This is a genomic window from Candidatus Defluviilinea gracilis, assembly GCF_057138825.1.
In genome coordinates this window covers 36,322-63,125 of record NZ_DBNHEF010000081.1, presented here as the reverse complement: position 1 = coordinate 63,125, position 26,804 = coordinate 36,322, and the positions used below count along the sequence as shown (strand labels likewise).

General features: G+C 55.1%; 23 protein-coding genes and 1 riboswitch. Of the genes, 20 read left to right on the top strand and 3 right to left on the bottom strand.

What is annotated here, in order from left to right; translation table 11 throughout:
* From AC16KF_RS17455 to AC16KF_RS17365, 19 genes are all read left to right on the top strand, one after another.
* Entirely contained in the window at positions 1 to 342 is a 342-nt protein-coding gene (locus AC16KF_RS17455; protein WP_484038637.1) for a DUF190 domain-containing protein, read from the top strand.
* Positions 339 to 1,286, top strand: coding sequence for a 50S ribosomal protein L11 methyltransferase (gene prmA / locus AC16KF_RS17450; protein ID WP_484038636.1), 948 nt, complete (start codon positions 339 to 341; stop codon positions 1,284 to 1,286). The genes AC16KF_RS17455 and prmA overlap by 4 nt, the downstream gene beginning before the upstream one ends.
* 79 nt (positions 1,287 to 1,365) lie before the next feature.
* Complete coding sequence (locus AC16KF_RS17445; RefSeq protein ID WP_484038635.1) at positions 1,366 to 2,016, top strand: hypothetical protein; 651 nt, start codon at positions 1,366 to 1,368, stop codon at positions 2,014 to 2,016.
* Between the two features lie 88 nt (positions 2,017 to 2,104).
* The gene (locus AC16KF_RS17440; protein ID WP_484038634.1) at positions 2,105 to 2,596 is read left to right on the top strand and encodes a lamin tail domain-containing protein; all 492 of its coding nucleotides are present in this window, start codon (positions 2,105 to 2,107) and stop codon (positions 2,594 to 2,596) included.
* Positions 2,597 to 2,707: 111 nt separating this feature from the next.
* Entirely contained in the window at positions 2,708 to 2,875 is a 168-nt protein-coding gene (locus tag AC16KF_RS17435; RefSeq protein WP_484038633.1) for a type II toxin-antitoxin system HicB family antitoxin, read from the top strand.
* A gap of 129 nt (positions 2,876 to 3,004) precedes the next feature.
* Positions 3,005 to 4,573 (top strand): DNA polymerase III subunit gamma/tau, encoded by a 1,569-nt coding sequence (dnaX, locus tag AC16KF_RS17430; protein WP_484038632.1) that lies wholly within the window; start codon positions 3,005 to 3,007, stop codon positions 4,571 to 4,573.
* Positions 4,574 to 4,684: 111 nt separating this feature from the next.
* On the top strand, positions 4,685 to 5,014 hold the full coding sequence (locus AC16KF_RS17425) for a YbaB/EbfC family nucleoid-associated protein (RefSeq protein WP_484038631.1): 330 nt from the start codon (positions 4,685 to 4,687) through the stop codon (positions 5,012 to 5,014).
* A 55-nt stretch (positions 5,015 to 5,069) separates the two neighbouring features.
* Positions 5,070 to 5,672 (top strand): recombination mediator RecR, encoded by a 603-nt coding sequence (gene recR / locus AC16KF_RS17420; RefSeq protein WP_484038630.1) that lies wholly within the window; start codon positions 5,070 to 5,072, stop codon positions 5,670 to 5,672.
* 536 nt (positions 5,673 to 6,208) lie between these two features.
* Entirely contained in the window at positions 6,209 to 7,486 is a 1,278-nt protein-coding gene (locus tag AC16KF_RS17415) for a DapH/DapD/GlmU-related protein (RefSeq protein WP_484038629.1), read from the top strand.
* A gap of 26 nt (positions 7,487 to 7,512) precedes the next feature.
* Positions 7,513 to 8,613 carry a shikimate dehydrogenase gene (locus AC16KF_RS17410; protein ID WP_484038628.1) on the top strand — a complete coding sequence of 367 codons (1,101 nt, stop codon included), beginning with the start codon at positions 7,513 to 7,515 and terminating at the stop codon, positions 8,611 to 8,613.
* A 15-nt stretch (positions 8,614 to 8,628) separates the two neighbouring features.
* Entirely contained in the window at positions 8,629 to 9,519 is an 891-nt protein-coding gene (locus AC16KF_RS17405; protein WP_484038627.1) for a GGDEF domain-containing response regulator, read from the top strand.
* A 15-nt stretch (positions 9,520 to 9,534) separates the two neighbouring features.
* On the top strand, positions 9,535 to 16,956 hold the full coding sequence (locus tag AC16KF_RS17400) for a GAF domain-containing protein (protein ID WP_484038626.1): 7,422 nt from the start codon (positions 9,535 to 9,537) through the stop codon (positions 16,954 to 16,956).
* 10 nt (positions 16,957 to 16,966) lie between these two features.
* The gene (locus AC16KF_RS17395; RefSeq protein WP_484038625.1) at positions 16,967 to 17,341 is read left to right on the top strand and encodes a response regulator transcription factor; all 375 of its coding nucleotides are present in this window, start codon (positions 16,967 to 16,969) and stop codon (positions 17,339 to 17,341) included.
* A 1-nt stretch (position 17,342) separates the two neighbouring features.
* Positions 17,343 to 18,125, top strand: coding sequence for an alpha/beta fold hydrolase (locus AC16KF_RS17390; protein WP_484038624.1), 783 nt, complete (start codon positions 17,343 to 17,345; stop codon positions 18,123 to 18,125).
* A gap of 273 nt (positions 18,126 to 18,398) precedes the next feature.
* Positions 18,399 to 18,509, top strand: a riboswitch (TPP riboswitch).
* 86 nt (positions 18,510 to 18,595) lie between these two features.
* Positions 18,596 to 19,267 carry a thiamine diphosphokinase gene (locus AC16KF_RS17385; RefSeq protein ID WP_484038623.1) on the top strand — a complete coding sequence of 224 codons (672 nt, stop codon included), beginning with the start codon at positions 18,596 to 18,598 and terminating at the stop codon, positions 19,265 to 19,267.
* Positions 19,268 to 19,270: 3 nt separating this feature from the next.
* Positions 19,271 to 20,305: a thiamine ABC transporter substrate-binding protein gene (locus tag AC16KF_RS17380; RefSeq protein ID WP_484038622.1), complete on the top strand. Its 1,035-nt coding sequence runs from the start codon at positions 19,271 to 19,273 to the stop codon at positions 20,303 to 20,305.
* A 1-nt stretch (position 20,306) separates the two neighbouring features.
* The gene (locus AC16KF_RS17375; protein WP_484038621.1) at positions 20,307 to 22,031 is read left to right on the top strand and encodes an ABC transporter permease; all 1,725 of its coding nucleotides are present in this window, start codon (positions 20,307 to 20,309) and stop codon (positions 22,029 to 22,031) included.
* Positions 22,032 to 22,044: 13 nt separating this feature from the next.
* Complete coding sequence (locus AC16KF_RS17370; RefSeq protein WP_484038620.1) at positions 22,045 to 23,040, top strand: ABC transporter ATP-binding protein; 996 nt, start codon at positions 22,045 to 22,047, stop codon at positions 23,038 to 23,040.
* Positions 23,037 to 23,513, top strand: a complete 477-nt coding sequence (locus AC16KF_RS17365; RefSeq protein WP_484038619.1) for a ribonuclease FAU-1 family protein — start codon at positions 23,037 to 23,039, stop codon at positions 23,511 to 23,513. Before AC16KF_RS17370 ends, AC16KF_RS17365 begins: the two co-directional genes overlap by 4 nt.
* A gap of 30 nt (positions 23,514 to 23,543) precedes the next feature.
* Here the strand turns inward: AC16KF_RS17365 and AC16KF_RS17360 are convergent, their stop codons facing one another.
* The 3 genes from AC16KF_RS17360 to AC16KF_RS17350 form a co-directional block, all read right to left on the bottom strand.
* The gene (locus AC16KF_RS17360; RefSeq protein WP_484038618.1) at positions 23,544 to 23,684 is read right to left on the bottom strand and encodes a hypothetical protein; all 141 of its coding nucleotides are present in this window, start codon (positions 23,682 to 23,684) and stop codon (positions 23,544 to 23,546) included.
* 38 nt (positions 23,685 to 23,722) lie between these two features.
* Positions 23,723 to 24,289, bottom strand: coding sequence for a DUF4126 domain-containing protein (locus AC16KF_RS17355; protein WP_484038617.1), 567 nt, complete (start codon positions 24,287 to 24,289; stop codon positions 23,723 to 23,725).
* Between the two features lie 68 nt (positions 24,290 to 24,357).
* Positions 24,358 to 25,203, bottom strand: coding sequence for a DUF2085 domain-containing protein (locus tag AC16KF_RS17350; protein ID WP_484038616.1), 846 nt, complete (start codon positions 25,201 to 25,203; stop codon positions 24,358 to 24,360).
* A gap of 297 nt (positions 25,204 to 25,500) precedes the next feature.
* Here AC16KF_RS17350 and AC16KF_RS17345 point away from each other — a divergent pair, with 297 nt between their 5' ends.
* Positions 25,501 to 26,583, top strand: a complete 1,083-nt coding sequence (locus AC16KF_RS17345) for a 6-phosphofructokinase (RefSeq protein ID WP_484038615.1) — start codon at positions 25,501 to 25,503, stop codon at positions 26,581 to 26,583.
* Positions 26,584 to 26,804: the final 221 nt, after the last annotated feature.

Here is a 26,804-nt window from a genome sequence, read left to right as displayed (position 1 = left end):
ATGCAGTTACCGGAAGAAGGCTATCTGCTCCGCATCTTCATCGGCGAATCGGATAAACATGAGGGCAAGCCGTTGTACGAATGGCTGGTGTTGAAGGCGCGCGAACAGGGACTCGCCGGCGCGACGGTTCTGCGCGGCGTGATGGGTTTCGGAGCCAACACGCGCGTCATCCACACGTTCAAGATCGAACAACTTTCAGTGGATATGCCGATGGTTGTTGAGGTGGTGGACATAAAAGAAAAACTGGAATTGTTTCTCGAAACGATTGACCAACATATCGGCGCGGGCTTGGTCACGCTCGAAAAAGCGCAAATACGTTTTTACAAGGCGGACAAAACATGAACTGGCTTGAAGTTTCCATGACAGTGGACGGCGAACTCGCCGAATCGGTGGCGGATGTGTTCGCGCGCTTTGCCCCCAACGGCGTGATGACCGAGCAGGGCGTGAAGTACAACGATGACGAAGACGCCGGCACGCCGACGGGACCGATCACCGTCCGCGCGTATTTGGAGGTGAACGACTCTCTCGAAGAGACGCGGCAAAAACTCGAAGAGTCGCTTTTTTATTTGGGGATGATCCAGCCTTTGCCGACCCCGGTCTACAAACAAATTGCCGATCAAAACTGGATGGAGGCTTGGAAGCAACATTACAAACCGATTCGCATTGGTGAGCGACTCCTCATCCTGCCAGCATGGATGGAATCGCCCGAACCGAATCGCGTAGCCATTAAGATCGATCCCGGCATGGCGTTTGGGACGGGGACACACCCAACGACGCAGTTGTGCCTTGAGCTATTAGAGTTAACCTTTAGGGAAAGAAGAAAGACGAAAGAAAGCGGCGAGTCTTTCCTCTTGCCTCTTTCTTGTATTGATGTAGGCTGCGGCTCGGGCATCCTCTCCATTGCCGCGATCAAGCTTGGCGCGGAAAAAGTTCTCGGCGTGGATATCGATTCCGAATCCATCGTCAACTCGCGCGAGAATGCGAACCTCAACGAGGTGGGGGAGGAGTTGATCCTCAGTGCGGGGTCGGTGACGGAGATCCTCGACGGCAAATTCCCATTCAAGTCCGCGCCGTTGGTGGTGGCGAATATCCTCGCGCCGGTGATCGTGCGTCTCTTCGATGCGGGGCTGGCGGATCTGATCGAGGCTGGCGGTTCGATCATCCTCAGCGGAATCCTGCAAGAGCAGAAGAAAAGCGTCCTGGAGGCGGCGCAGGCAAAACATCTGGGAATGACCGAATGGCGGCAGAGGGGCGATTGGGTCGCGCTGACGATGAGTCGCGGTTGAGTCCCCACGAAGTACCATCGTCCTGAAAGGGCGAAATGATAAAATAGCGCACAATCTAATTTCCAAAGGAGAATGAGAAATGAAACCAAATATACGAATGCTTTTTGCGATTGCCGCGCTCGCCATTGCCGCGCTGGCTTGTCAGGGATTATCAGTTGGAGGCGGACCGAAGGTTATCTTGAGCGATGATTTTTCCTCCGAACAATGGGGCACCGGTTCCGATTCCGACAGCGCGGTTGAATACGTTGGCGGCTCGTTGAATTTCTTTATCATCCGCGACCTGTATTTTGTGTGGAGCACCCCGAACGCCGAGAATTATCAAAACGCCCATATCGAAGTGACCGCCAACAATAACTCCACCGATTCGACCGGCGCGTTTGGCATCATCTGCAACATGCAGGTCACCGATGTTTCGTATTACTTCGCCATCACCGGCGCGGGTCAATATGCCATCGGCAAATCGGCTGTGGCGCAAGATGACGTCTTCCTCACCAACAATGACACCTGGCAGACCTCCGACGCGATCACATCGGGCGCATCGTCCTATCGTATCGGCGCGGACTGCGGCAGTAACGGAACATTGACATTGTATGTGGACGGCAAGCAAATCGACTCGGTCGTCGACACCACCTACACCACAGGCAATGTGGCATTGTTCGCATGGAGCGGCGAGCAAGCCTCCGGCACGAACGTTTCATTCGACGATTTCAAGATGACCGAACTACCCTAGCATCGGCTGGCAAGATGAATCCTGCGCCTTCAACGGCGCAGGATTTTTTATTTCACTTGCCGGGTTTCTGTGCTATGATTCAAACACAATGGATCGCCGCCGACTTGTCCAATACCTGCTTTTGAATGTGTTCATCTCTGCCTGTGTGACCGGCGCGATTCTGTTCTGGTACGACCGCAATTACCGACAAGCGGCTCTTTCCCCGGTTCAACCTGCCCCAGTTTCCTCAGGCGACTCTACTCCCCAGCCGACCCTCAGCCCCAACGTGGATATCCCCGTCGAGATCGTCAGCATCGTCGGCGCAGGGACGTTGACTGCCGAATCGGTTGTCGTCCGCAATGCGGGAAGTGAGTCGCTGAGTTTAGCGGGCTGGCAATTGCAAGACTCCGATAAAAACATTTTCATCTTCCCGAACCTCACATTAAATAGCAGTGGCGCGGTGCAAGTCCACACGATTGCTGGAACGAACACGGTCATTGATTTATACTGGGGCGAGACCGAACCTGTCTGGCAATCGGGCGAAGAAGCGGCACTTCTCGACCCAAGTGGAAATGTTAGAGCGGTGTATCAAGTGCCGTAGTTACCTCGGTGGTTGAGTAGGGTCGAGCGCTAGCGAGACCCGTATCGAAACCACCGTGTAAGTAGAAAAATTTTGTGAGAGCCTTGTATCAAGAACAGTAAGAGGTGAACTATGAGACAAGTTATCGTTTACTCAGGTGAAGATGGTTATTTCGTGGCGGAATGCCCGAGCCTGCCTGGATGTATCAGTCAGGGCGAGACTCGTGAAGAAGCGATTGCCAACATCAAAGAGGCAATTGCAGGTTACATTGCCGCGCTCGAAGAAGACAATCCAAGCTAACATCGCAAGCGACGGTGTTCGTACCGCAAAGTTCACTTTGCGCTTGCGTATTGCTAAATAGTTGAATCGCAAGATAAATCTTGCGGCACTGATCACTGCTCACTATTCACTGATAACTGACTTACTAAAATGACCCAAGCCCTCTACCGAAAATACCGACCCCAAGAATGGGGCGCCGTGTTGGGACAAGACCACGTCGTCACCACGCTGAAGAATGCCATCGCGGCAGACCGCGTCGCGCACGCGTATCTCTTCGCGGGTTCGCGCGGAACGGGGAAGACCACGCTCGCGCGTCTGTTGGCGAAGGCGGTCAATTGCACGAATCCCGACCCGACAAAACGTCCCGACAACGAATGTGAAAATTGCAAAGCCGTCAACGAGAATCGCTTCCTCGACCTCATCGAAATTGACGCGGCGTCCAACACATCCGTTGACGATATCCGCGACTTGCGCGACAAGATCAACTTCTCGCCGTCGCAGGGCAAGTACAAGATTTATATTATTGATGAGATACATATGTTGTCAACGGCGGCGTTCAATGCGTTGCTCAAAACGCTCGAAGAGCCGCCTCCACATGCTATTTTTGTTTTAGCCACCACCGAGATTCACAAAATCCCCGCGACCGTTCTTTCGAGATGTCAACGTCATGAGTTTCGCCGCGTGCCAGTGGATGAGATCGTTGCGAACCTCAAACACATCATCCAAGCCGAGAACATCCAAGCCGACGATGACGCGCTCATTCAGATCGCTCGCCAGTCTGCGGGCGGGATGCGTGACGCGCAGTCACTGCTCGATCAACTCTCGTCAACGGGAGAAAGGATCACGCTCGCGCTCGCACAACAAGTGCTCGGCACTGCCACGAGTCAATCGGTGCTGGATGTGCTGAACGCGGTCAACGATCACGATCCCGCGCATGGGCTTGAGTCTATTCACAAGGCGCTCGATGCGGGAGCCGATCCGCGCTCGCTGGCGCGTCAGGTCGTCGAGTATCTGCGCGGGCTGATGCTCATCCAAATGGGCAACGCGAATCAAGTCGAAGCCACGGCGGACGTGAAGAAGCAGATGCAGGCGCACGCGAAATCTTTTTCGACAAGCGATGTCTTGCGGATGATGAAAGCGTTCAACAACGCGGCTGTGGATTTGCGCGGCGGCTGGCAACCGTCTTTGAGTCTGGAACTCGCCTTGGCGGAAGTTCTCGACGATACCCCCCCTCAATCCCCCCCAAATCGGGATTTGGGGGGGACGCAAGGGGGGGTGCCGCGTCAGACCAAGCCGAAGCTTGAATCGGCTCCCCAAACGGCGACCCAGCCTCAAGTCGAGGAAGAAGCGGCTTCTCATCCAGCAGAAAAATCCGCAATCAATGTCGGCGATGTCATCAAGGCGTGGAAGCACATGTCCGCGTCGCTTCCCAAAGCGCAGGCGAATTTGTCCGCGCTGATGAACTCGGTGCGGATGATTGACGTGCACGGCTCGACGTTGATCTTGGGTTTGGCGAGCGACGTGCTGGTGTCAAAAATTGACAAGCCTGACCAGATCGAGGCGATCCAAAAGTTGATCAAGGACGAGTTCGGCGCAGACGTGAGCGTGCGCTGTGTGGTGACGAATGCCAAAGGCAAGATCCCCGCGAACGTGGCGCAAGACGGCATGGTCGCAACCGCCATCCAACACGGCGGCGAGATCGTGGATACGCAGGATTAGTTGTCTAGTCTGCTAGTCCTCTAGTCAGTTAGTCGAACGACTCAATCGTTTATTGACTTGCTGACTGTTTGACTAGCAGACTAAGAGACCAGAAGACTAGGAGACTAAATAATGGCAAAAGGATTCAACAAAGGACCACAAATGGGCGGGCAGGCGGGGATGATGCAACAACTGCAACGCCTGCAACAACAAATGGAAGTAGCGCAGGCGAAACTCGCCGAGGAAACCGTCACTGCCACGGCGGGCGGCGGCGCGATCAAGGTTGTGATGACGGGCGACCAGAAATGCAGATCGGTTGAGATCTCTCCCGATTTCATGAAAGACGCCGACGCCGAAATGTTGCAAGACATGGTTTTGTCCGCGGTGAACATGGCTCTCGACCAATCGCGCGAACTTCAACAAAAGTTGATGGGTCCGCTGGCGGGTGGGCTTCCTTTCTAAGAGAGAATTAGAGAATTGGAGAATTCTCTAATTCTCCAATTCTCTTGAGCCGATTATGCTTCTACCAGAGTCAATCCAATCCCTCATCAACGCCCTCGAACGCCTCCCAGGCATCGGACCTAAATCCGCTTCGCGGCTGGCGTTCTACTTCCTCCGCGCCACCGACGATGTCTCTGACGATCTCGCGCTGGCGTTGGCGCATCTCAAAAAGAACACTGCGTTTTGTCAGGAGTGTTTCAACATCACCGAAGCGGGACGTGAACGCTGTGAAATTTGCGAGTCGCTCAAACGCGATTCATCCGTCATTTGTGTTGTGGAAGAAGCGCTGGATGTCTTAGCCCTCGAACGCACGGCGGGTTTCAACGGGAAATATCACGTCTTGCAGGGAGTCTTATCTCCCATCGAAGGCATCGGTCCCGACGATTTGAAGATCAAGCAATTGCTGGCGCGTGTGGCGAATGGGGGAGTGAAGGAGATCATCCTTGCGACGAATCCCAGCATGGAGGGTGACGCGACCGCGTTGTACCTGCAAAATCAATTGAGACAATTCGGCGTGCATGTCACACGGCTGGCAAGAGGTCTCCCCATGGGCGGCGACTTGGAATATGCCGATCAAAATACGTTGCTGAGGGCGTTATCAGGAAGACAAGAGATGTAATAGATCGAGATGGGGATGCAGATAAATGCTGATTCGCGCTGACGAAAAGAGAGAAAAAATCTGTGTTTTTCAGCTCCTACTAGATTTTGTCTGATTACCGATGAAGTCTATTACATGGCTTTTCCATAGTCTGAGGATACTAACGCGAAGTACGCGAATGAGCGAATCGCGCGAACCGGTTCAAGAAAATTCGTGAAATTTGCCGATTCGCGCCATTTGCGTTCCACATTGATCCATTGATCAAGTGACTTTGGGAAAACCATAATCGTCATTAGATCACGAAAATAGGTTCTTGGCGTAGTTGCGCCGCGTCCAGGCAGGCGACACGCTTGGCTGGCGCATCGAACTGCTACCTGAACTTTTGTGAAGCGCCGATCGTGAGAACACTTTTCTAGTCGCTCTCTCAGCGTTCGCTGATGCGATGATAATTTTAGGCTCTTGTTTCGTTGCGCCCATGTACCAAACAATCTTGTAACGAAGGGATCAGGCACAGCCTGCCCCGATTTTTGCAATTCTGTGGAATAATTACTCTTGCTATGCTCAAGATCATTTTCACTGAAAAAACCCCCATCACGCCGTTTAACGAACCGGCGCGCGACCTGCGCATCCAAAACCAGCCGCTGTGGCTTCACCAGCGGAACGTGCTGGCGCCGTACACAACGCGCGAATTGGAGTTGTCGGCAGGTCAGCGGATGCCGCTCGAGCGTGAAGAGACGATCGTGTATCGCGATAATTTGTTTTTCGATGAGGCATATATCAAGGCGTTTCTTTCGACCGCCCGCAAAAAGAGACGACCCGTGCGCGCCGCGTTTTCTGCCGAAGACCCAGCCTTTCGCGAACACGCCCTGCCGCTGTCCAATTCCTATTCCCCGGCGGGAAGTGTGTTCCTCGCCGATCTGTGGTATTACCCGCGCGGTCCCGTGGCGGATGTGGAGCCGCTCATCGTCGATTTGGAGGCGCGCGAGGTCGGTTATTATCACGTGCCGACGTATATGGCAGACCAGAGCGGCGACCTCACCTTTCAAGTTCCGCTTCGGGCTTGTATTGCGATCGATTCATGGGTGCATGTGTTCATCGCTGATGTGGTGTACGGATTGTTTTCACGCGGCGCGCGCTTCGAAAAACGACTTGCGGAAGAGGTCGCTTTCAAACTAAAAATTCTCGGCAAGGCGTTGTATGAGGGCAGGCAGATCCTTCAATCGTCTGCGCTTGTCACTGTTGGTAAAAATTGTGTTATCGACCCCGATGCCATCATCCACGGACCGACGACCATCGGCGATAACGTCACCATCAATGCCGGGGCAGTCATCGAAAATTGCATTATTGGCAACAACGTTAATATTTCGCAGGATGTGCAGCTGATGCTCTCGGTTGTGGGGGATGGGGCGTTCCTGCCGTTCCGCGCCGCGTTGTTCATGACCACCGTTATGGATAACAGCATGGTCGCGCAAAACACTTGTTTGCAAATGTGTGTTGTTGGGCGCAACACATTCATCGGCGCGGGTTCCACATTTACCGATTACAACCTGATCCCCGCTCCGCTCCGCGCGTTGGACGGCAAGGGAAAACTCAACTACTCGAACCGCCCGGTGATCGGTAGCGCGGTTGGGCATAATTGCAGGCTTGGTTCGGGAATGGTCGTGTACCCGGCGCGCACGATCGAATCGGACGTGGTGTTGTTCGCTTCGAAGGAACGCCGCGTGATCGACAAGGATGTGCGCTACGAAGATTCGGATCATCACAAATTGAAATTTGCCAACCTGCATAAGCGAATGTACCCCCGCCCCGGCGAGGCAACTTCAGAATCCTGGTAATCTTGGTTGCCAAGCCTGGTCGAAACATGGACACGTTTGCTTTCATCATCCATCCGATTGACCCAAAACGGGATGTCAGTCGTAAATATCCATTGCTCGGAAGAATGCTGAGTGAAAAACAGATCGACTTTTTTTCCACGTTCTTTCCACCGGTGTTTGTTTCGGAGATCGGCGGCATCGTCTCGCAGGCGACGGGCAAGGAGATCAAAGGTTGGTTCATTGCCTGCCCATACACGCCGCGGCGCATGATGGAACTGCCGGAGAAAATGGTTTACAACAAGATCATTCAAACCGGGCGGTTCGCGGAGAAACTCGGCGCGCAGATGCTCGGTTTGGGCGCGTTCACGTCTGTGGTGGGGGATGGCGGCATGACCATCGCACAGGCGCTGGATGTGCCGGTGACCACCGGGGACTCGTACACGGTGATGGTGGCGGTGGATGCGATCCGTGAAGCCGCGCGCGTGATGGAGATTCCGTTTTCGGGCGCCACGGCGGCGGTGGTGGGGGCGACGGGCGCGATCGGCAGTGTGTGCGCGGAACTGCTGGCAGACGAGGTGGAGCGGTTGGTGTTGGTCGGCAGAAGCCGCGAAAAACTCGAAGGGTTGCGAGACAGACTGCAATCGAAGTGTCGAAGCGAGATCGTGGTCAGCCTGACGATGGATATCCTTGCAGAATCGCAATTAATCCTTACAGTGACAAGCGCGATCCACGATGTGATCCGCCCCGAGCACCTGCAGCCCGGCAGTGTGGTCTGCGATGTGGCGCGCCCTCGTGATGTTTCTGCAATGGTCGCGTCAGCGAGAGATGATATATTAGTCATAGACGGAGGAATGGTAGACGTGCCAGGACCCGTTGATTTCCATTTTAATTTTGGGTTTCCCCCGGGCAAGGCGTACGCCTGCATGGCAGAGACGATTGCCCTGGCATTGGAAGGTCGCTTCGAGGATTACACGCTTGGCAAACACCTCACGAGGGAACGCGTGGAAGAGATCGATGCGATCTGCAAAAAACATGGCTTCCGTGTGAGCGGGTTCCGCTCGTTCGAAAAGGAAGTCACTGAAGAACATATCGACACCGTGCGCCGCAATGCGAAACGCGTTCGCAAATTGCTCGCGGCGCGCCAGTAACTTTGGAGGCTGCTTATGGGAAAAGCCCGCCTGTTGATCGTGGAAGACGATATCGACATTGGGAACATGCTGAAGATCTTTTTTGCCGGCATGGATTTCGAAGTCGATGTTGCCGTGCGCGGCTCAGATGCGCTTGAGAAGACCAAAAACGTCCTGCCGCATTTGATCGTGCTGGATATTATGCTGCCGGATATCGACGGTTACGAGGTGTGTCGCAACCTGCGCACGAACATGCGCACCAGTCACATCCCCGTCATTTTTCTTACCCAGAAAGATGAGCGCAGTGACAAACTGCAGGGGCTGGAACTCGGCGCGGACGACTACATCACCAAGCCGTTCGACATCGAAGAGCTCAAACTGCGCGTGCAGGGCGCCATTCGCCGGGCAGAGCGTGAAAGCCTCACCGACCCGCGCTCGGGTCTCCCGGCGGGGCGGTTGATCGAGGAGCAATTACGGCGCATCATCCGCGAAAAAGGATGGGCGTTGCTCGATGCGCGCGTCAATGAGTTTGAGCCGTTCAAAGATGTGTACGGCTTTGTGGCAGGCGATGACGTGCTCCGGTTTAGCGCCATGCTGATCGGCGAAGTGGTGGATGAAATCGGCACAACCACCGATTTCATCGGTCATGCGGGCGGCGATAACTTCATTATCATCACCCGCGAGGAAAAAGCGCCGCTCATCAAAGCCCGCCTCAAAGAACGCTTTAATAAAGAAGTGCAGACGCACTATAACTTCATCGACCGCCAGCAGGGATTTATGCACGCCCCCGTCGCAGACGGCTCAACGATGCAGGTGCCGTTCATGACCATATCGGTGGGTGTCGTTTCGCCGAGCGGGCAATCGTTTGCGGACATCCGCGAAATTACCGAACTTGCGGCAGAAGCGCGCCGTCAGGATTCTGCGTAAGACACCGGGCGGAATATGCTTGTCGGGCTCGATGTAAGTTTTTGGTTGATCTCTATTGCCGCAGTACTGCTGTTGTTGGTACTGGTGGCGCTCTGGTTTCGCCGTCTGCCGGAGAATGTGCAGGTGGGGGGAGCGCTTAACCCAGCGGTAGAAATTCCATCCTCCACAAATTTAACTGAAGCGATTGTAACGGTCCAGCCGGGCGGACGGGTGGATTATCTCAACGACCTTGCGCGCGATTGGTTTGGCTTGCGAGCCGACGAACCCCCCGAACTCGAAAAACTGATTCGCAAAGCAAGACCCGCGGAAGATTTTCTCAATCTTTGCGCGACGCACGGGCAAAAACGATTGTCTGTCGGCGGAAGGCTGGTGGAGGCGACCTCGTATCAGGTGCCGGGTCCATACCCGTTGATGTTTATCGCCATGCGGGGCGTCAGCCTGGCGTCGAGCGTCGATGCGGCGCTGCCCGATTCGTCTATGCTGAAAATCATCTCGGATTTTGGCAGGGGCGTGACCGAAAGCCTCGATCTGGATTACACGATCTATTCCATTTTATTGCATGTGTCGCATCTCGTCCCGGCCGATGTTATGGAGATCAAGATCTGGGACGCGCTTCGGAAAACATTCGACACCTATGCCCTCGATCCCTCCGGGGCGTCGAAAACGATTCGCGCTTATACATCGCAATTTGGCGCGCTGACCGAAACGCTGGTTGCGCGTCGCGCTCCAATTCTTATCCCCGACATCCGCTCTGCAAACCCAGAGATGGCGCAACTGGGCGAAAAGTCGCCCGTCTTGTCGTACATCGGCTTGCCGTTATTCGCAAATAATGAACTGATCGGCGCGCTCGAATTCGGCCATCTCACAGCGGGCACACTGGGGCAACACGATCTCGATCTGTTGCAACTCGTCTCTTCGCAGGCAGGGTTCGGGATACACAACGCGCGGAAATATGCGAATGAAGTGAGGCGGTCAAAAGAATTAAGCGGCTTGGTAAACCTGACCCAATCTGTGGGCGTGACGCAGGATTACTTGAGCCTGATCAATCGTCTGATCGACAGCATTTCCCCCTTGTTCGCCGTGGATATCCTCGGTTTTCTTCTTTACGATGCCAACAAACGAACGCTTGAAGGCCAGGTTCCATTTCAAGGGTTGCCGCGTCATATTGTCGAAATTTATCGAACAACGATCCTGCCTGAAAGCCCGGCGGAAAAAATGATTCAAGAGGGCAGGCTGATCTCCACGCGTAATGCCGCCGATGACCGAACCTGGGGCGAACTTGGTCTTCAAACGATCGCGCAAGCCGCCAGTTTGCGCGAGTCGGTTCTGGCGCCGATGATCGCGGGCGATCACTTTGTCGGTTTCGTTCAAATCTCCAATCACAAACAGGCGTCCGTTGAATTCTCGGAATCGGAATTGCGCCTGATCGAGACGGTTGCCAGCCAGGCGGCGGGAATTATTCATAACTCCTTTTTAGTGGAACGCACCCGTCAGCGGGCGATCCGTTCCGATGGATTGCGCAGAATCGCCAACCTCTCCACCTCCACCGCAGGGTTGGATGAGATTGTTCAATTATCTGTGGATGAATTGGCGCGCCTGCTTCGGTGCGATCTGGTGGCGCTATTCCTTGAAGATCAAAAGACCGGTGGTTTGCAACTACATGAAAGCTCTGTTGTCGGAGTTTCCACGGAAGCAACAAGCCCGTTATTGAGGCTCCATGCTGAAGGCGTTCCCTATCGCGCCACTGTGGCAGGCACTCGGAAGTCGATCTCGACCGGGCGGTTAAGCCTCGAGCGAAATATTGCTCCGGGGTATCTGCCCCTGTTTTCTCGATTACAAATGGAATCGGTTCTTATCGTCCCCGTGACAGTGCGCGAGAAAAGCCTGGGCGAATTGATTCTCGGGAGCCGAAAAACTGATTTCTTCGGCAATTATGATCTCGAGATTGCCCTTGCCGCCGCGGGCCAACTGGCGGACGCAATTGAAGATCATTCGCGCTTCATGCAAACCGACGAGGTTTTGCGCCGCCGGGTGGAACAACTTTCTTCGCTGGCTCGCGTCAGCCGCGAACTGAATACGACGCAGGATCTCAAATCCTTGCTCGAGGTGATCCGAGACGAGGCTCTGCGGGTCACGCGCGCCGAGTGCGGCACGATCCTGTTGTTCGACTCGAACGTTCCCTCCTTCCCACCATCCGTTTTGCTGACTATCGGCTGCCCCCTCCCTTCGACATTCCCGCACATCGAGCAAACGGTGATCGAGACAGGCGCGCCTCAACTGGTTGAAGACTACACCGAAAACGGGAAGATCCCCATTCACGATGGCGTTGTCTCCGCGCTGATCGTTCCAATGCTTAATCAGGAAAAGACCGTTGGGTTAATGCACTTGCATGCCGGACAACCCTCTTTCTTCGACGCGTCCTCCCTCGAAATCGCCCAGACCCTTGCCTCGCAAGCCGCTGTGGCGATCGGCAATGTGGAACGGTTTCAAAAACAACGCGAAAGCGTGGAAGTTCTGCGCCGCCGCGCTGAAACCCTTTCCCGTCTGACAGACGTGGCGGGAGGGTTGAATTTCGAAAACCCGCTTGATCAAACTCTTCGCGCAATCCTGGTGAGCATGTGCGAAGCCACCCCGTTTGAAACAGCGCTGATCAGCGTTCTCGAGCCGGGCGGGTTATTGAGGCGGATCACCGGCGTCGGCTTCACGCCTGAAATGCTAAACGACCTGATGGCGCGCAGGCAACCGCTTATCAGTTTACAGCAAATGCTACAACCCCAGTTTCTGGTCAGCCGGTCTTATTTTATTCCTGTCGATCAAGCGCCGATCATCCCCAGCGATGTTCTCTTGGTAACCGTAAACCCCGCCTCAGGCGCGGAGCGATCCCCAAGCGCCTGGGACCCTGATGACCTTTTGATCGTGCCTCTCGAAGATGAAACAGGAAACACGTTGGGCATCATCAGCGTTGACTCGCCGCGCAACGGTCTGCGGCCCGATCGCGCCGCGATCGAAGCCCTGGAGGTCTTTGCGGCTCAGGCATCCATTGCCATTCTCAACTATGGACGATTTACCGAACTACGCAACAAAGTAGACTCGCTCAAGTCTGGGCTCGATCGTCAGGAACGCTTCATCAACCTGACGCAAAAAGACCTTCCCATCCTCCTGCGCAAAGACCTCGATCAAACCATCGCCATCCACAACCTGGACCATCGCGGACAGCGCGTGCGCGCCGGGTTGGCGATTACCGAGTCTGTTAGCCGGCAACTTGACGCTTCCTCTGCCCTTCAGGCATTGGGGCGCGAGACCCTCACGCAGTTGAGCATGTCTGTCGCCATGATCGCCGAGTCGGCGAACGAAGGTCCGCGGCTGATGGCGGTGCTTGGGAATGTGACACGCTCCACAAATCCAGAAGCGTTGTTCGGACAACGAAACCCGCTTCGCGCCTGCCTGCAAACCGGCGAAACGATTTTAATTCCCAATGTCGATGAAAACATCGAGTGGCGCGAAACGCCTTTGCTCACCGCGTTGCAGGCGAAATCCGCAATTTGCCTCCCGATCAAGATCGACAAGCGAACGGTTGCCGCCATGTTGGCGATTAGCCGCGAACCGATGCCAGCCTTCACAGGCGAGGACCGGCAAGTATATAACCAGATCGCGCGGCAAACCTCGGTCATTCTTCAAAACATTTCCCTGCTCAACGAAACGCGCAAACGCCTGCAAGAGGTGAACCTGCTCCTCGATTTCAGCCGCCAATTGCGCGGTTTAGATTCGGATCGCATCGTCCGCGCGCTGTTGGATAGCGCGCGCCGAGCCCTGCCGGCGGCGCATGCCGGTGTGGTACTCGTTTGGGATGAGCAAACGAATCAACTATACCCGCATGCCGTTTCTGGCTATGCCGATAACGACTCGATGAAGCGCATTCTCTATCACCCAGGCGAATCTCTTCCGGGGCAGGTGTTTGAGTCGCGCAAGGCGCTGCGAGTGGATGAAATCCAATTCACGCGGGACTATTTATTCTCCACGGAGAGCCAGTTGCTTTATCGACAGGCGACCGGTGGGCGTTTGCCGGTATCCAGCCTGTTTATCCCGGTCCAATCCGGCGATCAGCCTGTGGGAGTTCTTGTGTTGGATAATTTCAACACGCCTGCGGCTTTCACCCCGGAAGATGAAGCCCTGCTTCTCTCGCTCTCTCAACAAGTGGGGCTGTCTCTCCAAAACGTTCGGCTGGTGCGCACCACCCAGGAACGCGCCGCGCAACTCGGAGCGCTGACCGACGCCGCCACCTCTCTTGCCTCAAGTTTGCAACGCAACGAGCTGGTTGCCTCGCTTCTCAATCAACTCGAACCGGTTATTCCTTATGATACCGCCGCGCTGTGGCTAAGAGAAAGGGACAAACTCACTGTTGCGGCGGCGAAAGGATTCCCGGACACCGAACGCCGCCTCGGGTTGACCGTGGCTGTCGAAGATAGCGCGTTATTCAACGAGATGATTCGCACCGGGCAGGGCATTCTGGTCGGCGATGTCCGGCAAGACGCGCGCTTCCCAGCGCTTGAAGCCCCACGCCTCTCGTGGATGGGAATGCCCTTGATCTCGAAGAACGAAGTCATCGGTGTGCTTGCGCTTGAAAAATGGCAGGCGTATTACTACACCCGCGATCACATGCAGGTTGGTAAAACATTCTCCTCACAAGCCGCTGTCGCGCTGGAAAATGCCCGTCTGTTCGAAGAAAGCATCAGCCGCGCCACAGAGTTGGACGAGCGCTCCGAACGCCTCGGTTTACTCAACCGTTTCTCCTCCGCCTTAAGCGGGCTTCTCGATGAAGGCAGAATCTTTCAATTGACCGCGGAAGAATTGCTGGCGGCTATGTTGACGCCTCGCGTTTCAGTTGTGACATTCGAACGCGGGAGCGCCGTGTTGAAGTATGACCTGCCTCGCTCGAAATCGAAACTGCCAGCCAAACTTCCCGACGCGCCGATCTTCCATCGTTTGAAAGAATCGCTGGGCGTCTTCACAACCGATGCCGTTGAGAACGAAGCCGACCTGGCTCCGTTGAGCGGTTTTCTCGGCTCCCGGACAAAGGCGCTGTTGATCCTCCCCTTGGTGAGCGGGGCAAGCCTGCGCGCCCTGGTCTTTGTGCATCAGGGAGAGTCGATCCGCTTCAGCGTAACAGAGATGGAATTGGCTCGCACCTTGACCACTCAGGCATCCATCGCGCTCGAGAATGCCCGCTTGTTCCAAGCCACGGTGTTTACCGCGGAACGCTTCTCGATTCTGAACAAAGCCAGTTATGAAGTTGGGGCAAGCCTCGACCCGGAACAAATCTACACCGCAGTGCATAAAGCCGCGCAACAGTTAATGCCGGTGGAATCTTTTGTGATCAGCCTGTTGGACGCGGAGACAGACGAGATCGAGGGCGTATATCTGGTGGATGGAAATGCCCGGTCGCCCTCCGTCCGCCTGCCCCGCTCGGAGGGGTTGAGCGGTCGCGTGATCTCCACCGGTTTGCCTTTATTGTTACACGGCAGGGAGAACGTGGAAGCAATGGGCGCTGTGATCTATGGAAAGCCCGATGTGCCTGTCTCGATTCTTGCCGTGCCGATGACCCTCGGTGGAAAGACCGTAGGGATGCTTTCCGCGCAAAGTTACCAAACGAATGTGTATACCCAGGAGGATTTACAAATCCTTAGCACCCTGGCGAATCAGGCTGTGGTTGCCATTCAGAACGGACGATTGTTCAAAGAAACACAACGCCTGGCTGAGGAACTTGAACTCCGCGTGGTCGATCGTACGGCGCAGTTGCAACGCGAGCAACAAAGCACCGAAACGCTATTGCGAATCCTTACCGAGGTTTCATCCAGCCTCGATCTGGACCGGGCGTTGAATCGAACCCTTGCCCTGCTCAACGATGCCGTGGGCGCGGAACAAGGCACCATCATGCTGGTCAGCGCTGAAGATAACCTGTTGCATTACCGCGCCGGGTATGGGTACCTCTCTGACCGGGTCACGGCTGAGGGACGCGGTTTTACTTTGAAGGTCGGCGAAGGTTTGGCAGGCTGGATCGTCAGACACCGCGAGCCTGCCCTCGTCAATGACCTGTTCTTGGATGATCGTTGGGTAAAAACCGCCACAACCGCCCGCGAGCACCGCAGCGCCATTGCCATGCCGCTCCTCGTTGCCGAGGATGTGATCGGTGTGCTCATGGTCTATCACCGCAAACCCCATTTTTTCAACGCCGAAATGCTGAGCCTGGTCAAAGCCATTGCGGGCCAGGTGGCGGTCGCCATCAACAATGCCCGCTTGTATGAATTGATCCGCGACCAGGCGGAGCGTCTTGGGAGTATGTTGCGGCGCGAGCAGGAAGATGCCAGCCGTTCGCAAGCCATCCTCGAAGCGGTGGCGGACGGCGTGCTGGTGACCGACCCGAACAATCGTATTTCATTCCTCAATCAATCGGCCGAGGATATTTTGAGTTTGGAATCTGGCAAAGTGATCGGACAGACGTTGGATGTCTTCGGCGGGTTGTTCGGGAAATCCGCCGCTTCGTGGATGCAAACCATCAACAACTGGTCCGAATCGCCATCCTCGTACCATGCGGGCGAAACCTTCGCAGAGCAATTGGTGCTTGAAAACGGCTTGATCGTTTTGGTGCATCTTGCGCCGGTGATCCTGCAAAACGATTTTCTGGGAACGGTATCCATCTTCCGCGATATTACGCATGAAGTGGAAGTAGACCGCTTGAAATCCGAGTTTGTCGCCACCGTCAGCCATGAATTGCGCACGCCCATGACCTCTATCCGCGGTTACGTAGACGTCCTGCTGATGGGGGCGGCGGGCGCCCTGAACGAGAACCAGACCCACTTCCTAAAGATCGTGAAAGGCAATACCGAACGCCTCAATATCCTCGTCAACGACCTACTCGATATTTCCCGCCTCGAATCGGGACGCGTCACCCTTTCACCCCAGGCGCTCGACCTGCGCGAGGTGGCGGAAGATGTTATCGGCGATGTGTTGCGGCGCTCGCAGGAGGAGAACAAGCCCATCGCGCTTTCACTGGATGCGCCGAAAAAACTGCCATACGTATTCGGCGATGCGGAACGCGTGCGCCAGGTCCTTGCCAACCTGGTGGATAACGCCTATCACTACACCCCGGAGAATGGGACGATCCTCGTTCAACTCCACCCATCTGATGCGGGAGGCGAAGTGCAGGTCAATATCAAAGATAACGGCGTGGGGATCGCGCTGGGCGACCAGCCGAGGGTCTTTGAACGCTTTTATCGTGGCGAACATCCGTTAGTGCTGGCAACTCCGGGAACCGGCTTGGGTCTATCCATCGTCAAAGAACTTGTGGAAATGCACAAGGGACGAATTTGGGTGCAAAGCGCGGGTCTGGATGGCGAAGGGAGCACGTTCTCCTTCACGCTTCCGGTATTCAAGAATTAATGAGGCTTGTATGGCGAAGATACTAATTGCTGAAGATGAACGCGATATTCGGGATTTGGTTGCCTTTACACTGCGGTTTGCGGGTCATGAGGTGATTGCCGCCACCAACGGGGAGGAAGCGGTGGAGCTTGCGCCAAAGATCAACCCGGACTTAATTCTCATGGATGTGCGTATGCCGCGCATGACCGGTTACGAAGCCTGCAAAATCATGAAGACCATGCCGGGCATCAAAGAAGTTCCCGTGGTGTTCCTCACCGCGCGGGGGCAGGAATCGGAAATCCAGCAGGGGCTGGGAGCGGGAGCCGAAGAGTACCTGCTCAAGCCGTTTGCGCCCGATCAACTCACTGAGCGCGTGAAAGCAATCTTGGCAAAATTCGGAAAATAATTTGAGCGCGATTCTTCTCGACGGTTCGATTGTGCATTACGAGGTGCTCGGGCGGGGACGCCCGGTCATCTTTCTGCACGGTTGGGTGGGCTCATGGAAGTATTGGATTTCCTCCATGCAAGTCGCATCCACATCGTATCGCGCCTATGCCCTGGATCTGTGGGGGTTTGGCGATACCGCCCATGTCGAGACAAACTTCACACTGACCCAACAGGCTTCATTGATCGACCGTTTCCTCATCGAAATGGGTATCGGCAAGGTTGCCCTGGTGGGTCATGGTTTGGGTGGGTTGGTGGCGTTGTGCTATGCCATCAACTTTCCCGGCAGTGTGGACCGGGTCATGACGATCAGTTGCCCGCCCACCATCGAAGGCGTAAACCAGCGTTTGCAGACCTCCGCGCCCGGCGACTTGGTCGACTGGCTGTCGAATCGCACAGCGGAATCGACAGCCGCCCTTGCAGACGCTCCAAAAGCCAACGTTCAAGCTGTTACCGCCTCCTTGAAGGGACTCCAAGCCGACAATCTGTACCCGAACTTCCGCATTCTCAACATCCCCGCATTGTTTGTGTACGGCGAAACCGACCCGGCGATCAGCGTTCCGGAGGAGAGCGCGGTAACCTCCACGTTGATTCACCAGATCGTCCTTGAAACGTCCGGGCATTTCCCCATGCTCGATGAATCGGTCAAATTCAACCGCCTGCTGACCGATTTCCTCGCCCTCGAATCGGGAGCCAGCCCCAGCGAACTCCAATTGAAAGAGGAATGGAAACGCAGGGTTAGATGATTTGGAGTCGCTCAGCTTGCTGGGCGAAACTTCACTGATCTTCCATAGTTCAACTGCGGAATACCAAAACGTAGTAACAACTTCAGTCGTTTGTTGTGTTGTTCGTTCAACAGTTTAATTGTTGAATAGCATAGCGTAGTAACGACTTCAGTCGTTATTTTCATATTAATCCTGTTCGTTCCGCAGTTCAACTGTCGAACAGCATAGCGTAGTAACGACTTCAGTCGTTATTTTCATATTGACAAAATAACTCACAAGTTTTATAACCATCTCAACAACTGAACGGGGCGTCCCACGATGCGGGACTGAGAGGAGCGAGCCGCGCTCAACCCGAATTACCTGATCCAGATCATGCTGGCGGAGGGACTTCTCTATTGAACCAAACATCCTCCGCTGAGAGGATGTTTTTTGTTTCCCTCGAATCCCCCTCTCCCTGTGGGAGAGGGCAGGGGTGAGGGAGAAATCTAACTATGCACCGCATCCTAATTTTCGCCAACGGCGAACTACCCGACCTCGAAAAAGCCCGCGCTCTCCTGCGCCCCGACGACTTCATCCTCTGCGCAGACGGCGGCACGCGTCACGCGCTTGCGCTGAACCTCGAGCCTAACCTTATCATCGGCGATATGGATTCCATTGACCGCGCCGAATGGAAAACACTTGAAGAAAAAAATATCCCCATCGAACTCTTCCCGCGCGACAAAAACGAAACCGACCTCGAACTCGCCCTCCACAAAGCCATCGAACTGAATCCCGAAGAGATCATCATCGTTACCGCATTAGGCGGTCGCATGGATCACACCCTAGCCAACATCGTTCTCGTCTCCGACCTTCGACTTTCGACCTTCAACCTTCAACTGGATGACGGCACCGAACACCTCCAATTTTGCCGCACCCAAGCCGAAGTCCGCGGAAGAAGCGGAGACATCGTCTCGTTGATTCCGTGGGGCAGTCCCGTTCACGGAGTCCAAACCGAAAACCTGAAATGGCAACTCAAGGACGAAACTTTATTTCCCGAAAAAACACGCGGCATCAGCAACGAAATGACCGCCGACACCGCCTCCATCAAAATCGAATCAGGCTTGCTCCTCATCATCCACCATCGCCAATCTCTAGTTTCCAATCCTCCAATTCTCAAAGGTTAACCTATGAAACATCTCCACTTTCTACTTTCCTCTTTCCTCTTTCTCCTCGCGTCATGCACTCCTCCATCCCCCGCCACCCTCACCATCATGACCCACGACTCCTTCGCCGTGAGCGAAGATGTAGTCAAAGCATTTGAAGACGCCAACAATGTGAAAATTATTTTCCTCCCCAGCGGCGACGCAGGCTCGATGCTCAACAAAGCCATCCTCACCAAAGACGCGCCGCTTGCCGACGTGATGTTTGGTGTGGACAACACCTTCCTCTCGCGCGCGCTCGATGAAGATATTTTTGAACCGTACGTCTCGCCTGAATTGCAAAACGTCACCGACGAATTCAAACTCGACTCCTCGAACCGCGCCACTCCTGTGGATTATGGCGATGTCTGCATAAATTACGACAAAAAATATTTTGCCGAAAATAATTTGGCAGTGCCGCAAAGCCTCGAAGAGTTGACTAAGCCCGAATACAACGGTTTGCTCGTTGTTGAAAATCCCGCCACCTCGTCAACGGGACTCGCCTTCCTGCTTGCCACCGTTGCCCACTACGGCGACTCGTTCACCGACTATTGGCAGGCGCTGAAAGATAACGGCGTGGTTGTCGTGGACGGTTGGGAGACCGCCTACTACACCAACTTCAGCGGCTCCTCTGGCAAGGGACCGCAACCGATGGTCGTTTCGTACGCCTCCTCGCCCGCCGCGGAAGTGGTCTATGCCGAGACTCCACTGGACGATGCCCCCACCGCCTCCGTGGTCGGACCAGACACCTGCTTCCGCCAGATCGAATTTGTCGGCATCCTCACAGGGACGAAGAACCGCGATCTCGCCGAAAAATTTGTAGACTTCATGTTGAGCCAACAATTTCAAGAAGACATGCCGCTTCAAATGTTCGTCTATCCCGTGAATCCAAATGCAGTTCTTCCCGAAGCGTTCCTCAAGTATGCGCAACAACCGACACAACCCGCCACGCTATCTCCCGCCGGTATCGCCGCCAACCGCGACGCATGGATTCAAGCGTGGACGAATGTGGTGTTGAAATAATATGTACGCACGTAGACAAGTAGACACGTACACAAGTAAACAGGGCTTCCTTGTTTACCTGTATACGTGTTTCCGTGTATACCTGTCTACCTTACCCCTCTGGCTCCTCCCGCTCACTTTCCTCGCCCTCGCCTTCTTCTTTCCTCTCTCCAAAATCCTCGCACTCACATTCTCCCCTTCAACATTCACCCCCGAAAACCTACGCAACACGCAACACGTAGTACTCTTCACCTTCTACCAAGCAAGCCTCTCCACCCTCCTCACGCTCCTCCTTGGCGTCCCCTCCGCCATCCTCTTTGCCCGCTTCAACTTCCGCGGCAAGACTCTCCTTCGCGCTCTCACCGCCGTTCCCTTTCTCCTCCCAACTGTCGTAGTCGCCGCCTCCTTCAACTCCCTCCTCGGTTCGCGCGGACTACTCAACACAATTCTCCAATCCTCTAATTCTCTCTTTCATCCTTCATCCTTCCTCCTTCATCCTTTCATAGCCATCCTCCTCGCCCACCTCTTTTACAACACCACCATCGTCATCCGCATTGTCGGCGCCGCGCTCTCCAACCTCAACCCCAAACTTGACCAAGCCGCCCGCACCCTCGGCGCCGACTCGCTCCGCGTGTGGCTCAACGTGACTCTTCCCCTTCTTCGTCCCTCCATCCTCGCCGCCTCGCTCCTCGTCTTTCTCTTTGACTTCACATCCTTCGGCGTGATTCTCCTCCTGGGCAACTCGCGACTCTCCACCCTCGAAACGGAGATCTACTTCCAAGCCGTCAGACAATTCAACCTGCCCCTCGCCGCGCTCCTCTCCATCATCCAACTCCTCTGCACCCTCACCGTCTCCATCCTCTACTCCAAATACGCAATACGCAATACGCAATACAACCCACACCCCACACCTCCCCTCAAACCAAAATCCCTCAAACAAAAACTCTACGTCGTCCCCCTCTGCTCACTGCTCACTGTTTACTTTGCACTCCCTCTCGCCTCCCTCCCATTCCGTTCCCTCACCCGCCTCGAAGCGGACCGTGGTCAACGCGGCGAAGTCCAATACGGATTCACCACCGACTATTACAAAGAACTTTTCATCAACCGTCGCGGCTCCGTATTTTATGTTCCCCCGTTTCAAGCGATCCTCAATTCCCTCACGTATGCCCTTGCGACAACAATTCTCTCAATTCTCCTAGGTTTTCCCGCCGCATTCGCGCTCGCGCATCCCACGCGCCTCGAAAAGATCCTCGATCCCCTCATCATGCTCCCTCTTGGATCATCCGCCGTGATGCTCGGGCTGGGATTCATCATCACGTACGGCAGATGGCTTGCCTCGCCGTGGCTTGTCCCGTTCGCGCACACACTTGTCGCGTTGCCGTTTGTCATCCGCACACTGCAACCCGCGATCGCCTCCATCCCGCAGAGATTACGTCAAGCCGCCTCAACTCTAGGCGCGTCGCCCCTCGACGTGTGGAAAAATATTGACCTCCCGATTCTCCGCCGCGCAACCCTCGCCGCCGCCACGTTCGCGTTCACCATTTCCCTCGGCGAGTTCGGCGCGACCCTTCTAATCACGCGCCCCGAGTACCCAACCATCCCCGTCGCCATCGAACGTTTCCTCTCGCAACCTGGCGGTCTGAATTACGGTCAAGCCATGGCGATGGCGACCATCCTCATGGCGCTCACCACCGTCAGCATTCTGATCATCGAAAAATTCCGCCTCCCATACACAAGTGATTTCTAAATACGAAGTACCCATGCTCACCCTCACCTCCATCACCAAATCCTACAACAACAAACCCCTCCTCCAAAACATCACCTTCACCGTCGCGGAGGGGGAGACGGTCTGCCTCCTCGGCGCGTCGGGGAGCGGCAAGTCCACACTCTTGCGGATGATCGCTGGACTCGAATCGCCCGACTCGGGATTCATCTCCTTCGGCGGACTCGACCTCGCCTCGACTCCGCCTCATCTCCGCGACTTCGGCTTGGTCTTCCAAGATTACGCCTTGTTCCCACACCTCAACGTCAACGACAATGTCGCCTTCGGGTTGAAAATGCGCCGCATGGGACAGGATGAAATCACCCAACGCGTAGCCAATTCGTTGGAGTTGGTCAATCTCAAAGGTTTCGGGGGACGAAGCGTAAACGATCTCTCTGGCGGAGAACAACAACGCGTCGCCCTCGCGCGCGCGCTGGCGATTCGTCCGCGCTTGTTGATGTTCGATGAACCCCTCGGCGCATTGGACAGGACTCTGCGTAAAGGATTGTTGAACGAGTTGCAGACGATTTTACAAAAAACAAAAGTCCCCGCGATCTACGTCACGCACGATCAAGAGGAAGCCTTTGCCATCGCCGACCGCGTCTTGATTTTGCATGAAGGCAACATCATCCGCGCAGGGACTCCCGCCGACGTGTGGGCGAATCCGCAGTCCGCGTATGTGGCAGAATTTTTGGGGTTGGGGAATGTGATTGAGGGAAAAGAAAGTGGAAAATGGAAAGTGGAAAGTGGGGTGGGCGAGTTTGTTGTTGAGTGCAAGCACAAACATTCAAAGGGAGAAAAAGTTTCGTTATTGGCGAGACCGTTCGAGGTCAGGAGTGAAGCGAATGTTTTGACAGGCATTGTCGCGGATGTCGTCTTCCAACAAGATAAATACAAAGTCACGCTCGATAACGGACTGTACGTCTACATGCAAGATGCGCCGAAAGTCGGGAAGAAAGTCTCGGTGAGAGTTAAGGTAGAATGTCTCGGATGAGAACAAGCGAAGCAGTCCTGCGGATCAAAGTACAGAAAAAGAATCCAGCAGGCGAGGTGGTGTATGAATACGAAGGTGACGAATTGCGCCGCGACGACACATCCATTGTGCTTGAGGCGTTATTCGACCGCGCCGATATGCCGTTCCAAGATGTGATCTTCAAACAAGGCGACCGCTTCGTGGAATATTATTACACCGACCGTTGGTACAACATCTTCGCCATCTACGGCGGGGATGATGGGCAGATCAAAGGCTGGTATTGCAACATCGGCAAACCCGCTGTGATCGAAGATGGAGTTGTCTCGTACGTTGATCTGGCGTTGGACCTGTGGGTTTCTGCGAACGGGAGGCAAACCGTTTTGGATGAAGATGAATTTGACGCGCTTGCCTTGACCGATGATCTAAGAAAGAACGCGCTGATCGGATTGGGCGAGTTGAAGCAAGTGTTCTTAAACGACAAACCTCCGCTGTGATGCGGAGGTTTGTCATTTGGTGGAAGCAGTCTAGAATGTGCCGAAGATTTGGTCGCCGTATTGGTATAGTAAACCAACGGTGATACAACAACAGCACAAAAGCACAACGACAACTGCGGCGATGATGATTGTGGTGTTATTTTTCTTCGGCTCGACGGGCATTTGGTCCATGATGGCGTCTCCTGATTGGGAAGATTTCCTGCATTATATCAGGTCGTGACGCGGTTCGCGCGGCGGTATAGCCAATAGATGATGAACGCGCCGACCACGATGATCAGCGTGCCGATGAGGATCGGCAGGATGATGGCGACAATGGACAGCACGGTGGAGATGATATCCTCCGCAATAGACACAGGGACGTTCCCCGCGCCGCCGGTGGTTGCTGTCACTGCTGGGCGGAGCGCGCCTGCCTTGGCGACGTGCACCGTCCCTGCCACGAGCAGACCCGCCGCCAATGCCAGCACGGGACTGACATCCGTCACCACGTTTGCGCTCGCGGCGAAGGCGATCGCCCCCGCAGTAGGGCGGATGAAGGTTTGAATCACGTCGTTGATGTGGTTGACCGCCGGCACTTTATCTGCCAGCATTTCGATGATGACCAAGACGCAAAGCATGAGGATGATCCATGGATTGGACAGCGTGTCCCATGGTTGACTCAGGTTGAGCAGATTCGTATAACGCGCCACCAGCCCGACGATGAGCAGGGGAATGTAGGCGTTCAATCCTGCGCTTGCCGAAAGCCCAAAAGCAGTGAAGATTCCAGTTAGTAGTTCCATAAATTTCTCCTATTCCATGTGCGTAGCAGAGCGCTCTCCAGCGCTCGTTGGTCAGCCAAAAGCGTAGATCAACCCAAAGGGATGCCTCCCCAGGTCCCCGTCAGGTTGAAGCGGAGCAGGTCAATTGCCGAGATCATCAAAAGGGCGAGAGTCAGCCCGGCGAGGAAGGGCATCCACATTTCGTTGAGTCGGTGGAACGCGTTTTCCTGCCGCATGATCATCAGCCATGTCATGGTGAAGACGATGGTGAGCAGGGTGAGGACGCCGAGCGCGCTGAGGATGGCGACAGGATAAAGAACGAGCGGGCTGTCGGTGAGGATGAGCAGATCGACCAACAAGATAATGCCGACCAGCATGGCGAGTTTTTTCCAATCGAGCGCGCGTTCGGGGCTTGTGGTTTTCCAAACGGTTTGATTGAAGGCGGGGAAGAGGATCGAAGCGAGCGCGATGCCCATGCCGCTGCCGGTGAGGAGCCGCAGTGTGGCGTTCGGGATATACAGGTTGGGAATATTTTTGAAGGCGTCGGGGGAGGTCTGTTTGAGCAAATACAGATAGGAGTTCGATCCGTCCAGCCCAAAGGCGAGGAAGAAAAGGATGAGCGGCGCGCCAAGCCTCCAACCGGGAAATCCGCTTTTCTTCCCGCTGGCAAACGCGAAGAAGATGAGCGAGATCGCCGCGGCGTTGAATTCACCGGTGCAGCGCGCGCACAATGGAAGTTGACGGTCGCCGATGTGGAAGGAGCGCTCGCTGATGCGATGACAGACCGCGTACCCGATGCCGTCCGCCTTGCCGAGCAGACCGGGAGGCGCGATAAAGAACCACGCCGCGAAGGCAAACATTGCCGCGATGGGAAGCATCCAGCGCAGAAGATTTTGAAATTTGGGTTGAGTCGTTACCTGTTCCATGGCGTTCATTATATGGGGATATACGTCTGCTTGCAAGAAGGGTTGCCCGGTTTTGCATGGCTTGCGCAAAGTTGGAATATTCTTAACGCGAATGCCGCAAATGAGCGAATTGCGCGAATTGTATTCGGAGTCACGTAAAGCGGTTTGCCGTAGTAACGACTTCAGTCGTTTTTTGCGGGAGAAGGGACTGAAGTTGCCGGTAGGATGCCGGCAATCATGGTCACCCGGAACAATAACCTTTTTACGCAATTCGCGTTCAGTTCGTATTGAACTCTGGAGTATCATTGGCGTTATAGGAGACAATCAATGAAGCGAATCGGAATCCTCACAGGCGGCGGCGACGCGCCAGGGCTTAACGCGGTCATCCGCGCGGCGGTGAAGACCGCTATTTATGAATACGACAGCGAAGTGTTGGGAATTCGCAACGGCTACGATGGGTTTATCGAAGCGGACGGGATCGTCCCGCTCAGTATCGATTCGGTGCGCGGACTGCTCCCGCGCGGCGGCACGATCCTCGGCGCGGCGAATCGCGGCAACCCGTACGCGCGCAAGGTGATCCGCGATGGCAAAGAGGTGATGATCGACGTTTCAGACGAGATTATCAAGGGAATCAAACGCCTCGAAATGGACGCCCTGCTTGTCCTCGGCGGCGATGGGACTTTGCACATCGCGCATGAACTCTGCAAGAAAGGCGCGCCGGTTATCGGTGTTCCCAAAACCATAGACAACGACATCAGCGGCACAGAGTTGACCTTTGGTTTCGACACGGCGGTGAACACCGCCACCGAAGCCATTGATAAACTGCACACCACCGCCGAAGCGCATCACCGCGTGATGGTGCTTGAACTGATGGGGCGCGACGCGGGTTTCATCGCTTTACACGCGGGCGTGGCGGGCGGCGCGGACGTGATTCTGATTCCAGAGATTCCCTTCACATTTGAATCCATTCTCGCCCAGGTGCGTCAGCGCGTGCAGGATGGATACTTGTTCAGCATCATCGTTGTTTCAGAGGGAGCGAAACCGCAAGGCGGGGAACAGGTCTTTTCGCGCGGCGGCGATGAAATTTACGTTCCGCGCCTCGGCGGGATTGGTCTGCGCGTGGGCGATTACATCGAAAAGCACGGATACGAATCGCGCGTCACTGTGCTTGGTCATTTACAACGCGGCGGCTCGCCGACTCCGTTCGACCGCTGGCTTGCCACCCGCTTCGGCGCGGCGGCAGTCCGTTTGGCGGCGCAGGGAAAATTCGACCGCATGGTCGCGTTACGCGCCGGGAAGATCATAGATGTTTCGTTGGAGGAAGTCAACGCAACCGCAAAACGAGTGGACGTCAACGACGACGCCATCCTTACGGCGCGCGGCATGGGCGTTTCATTTGGCGACGAATAGCCCCTCCCGCCGCTACGCGGCACCCTCCCCAAATACGACATGAAATAATTTGTATGCAAACAAAATTATATTGTCGTATTTGGGGAGGGCTAGGGAGGGGTACCACAACGCCGCCCTTTCGGACGGCGTTGGTGGGGCGCTGTGGCTCCTTGACTTACTTGAGGAGGGATGCCACAGCGCTGGGTTTGTTACTACTATCCATGTTAGACATCACCTCCTCC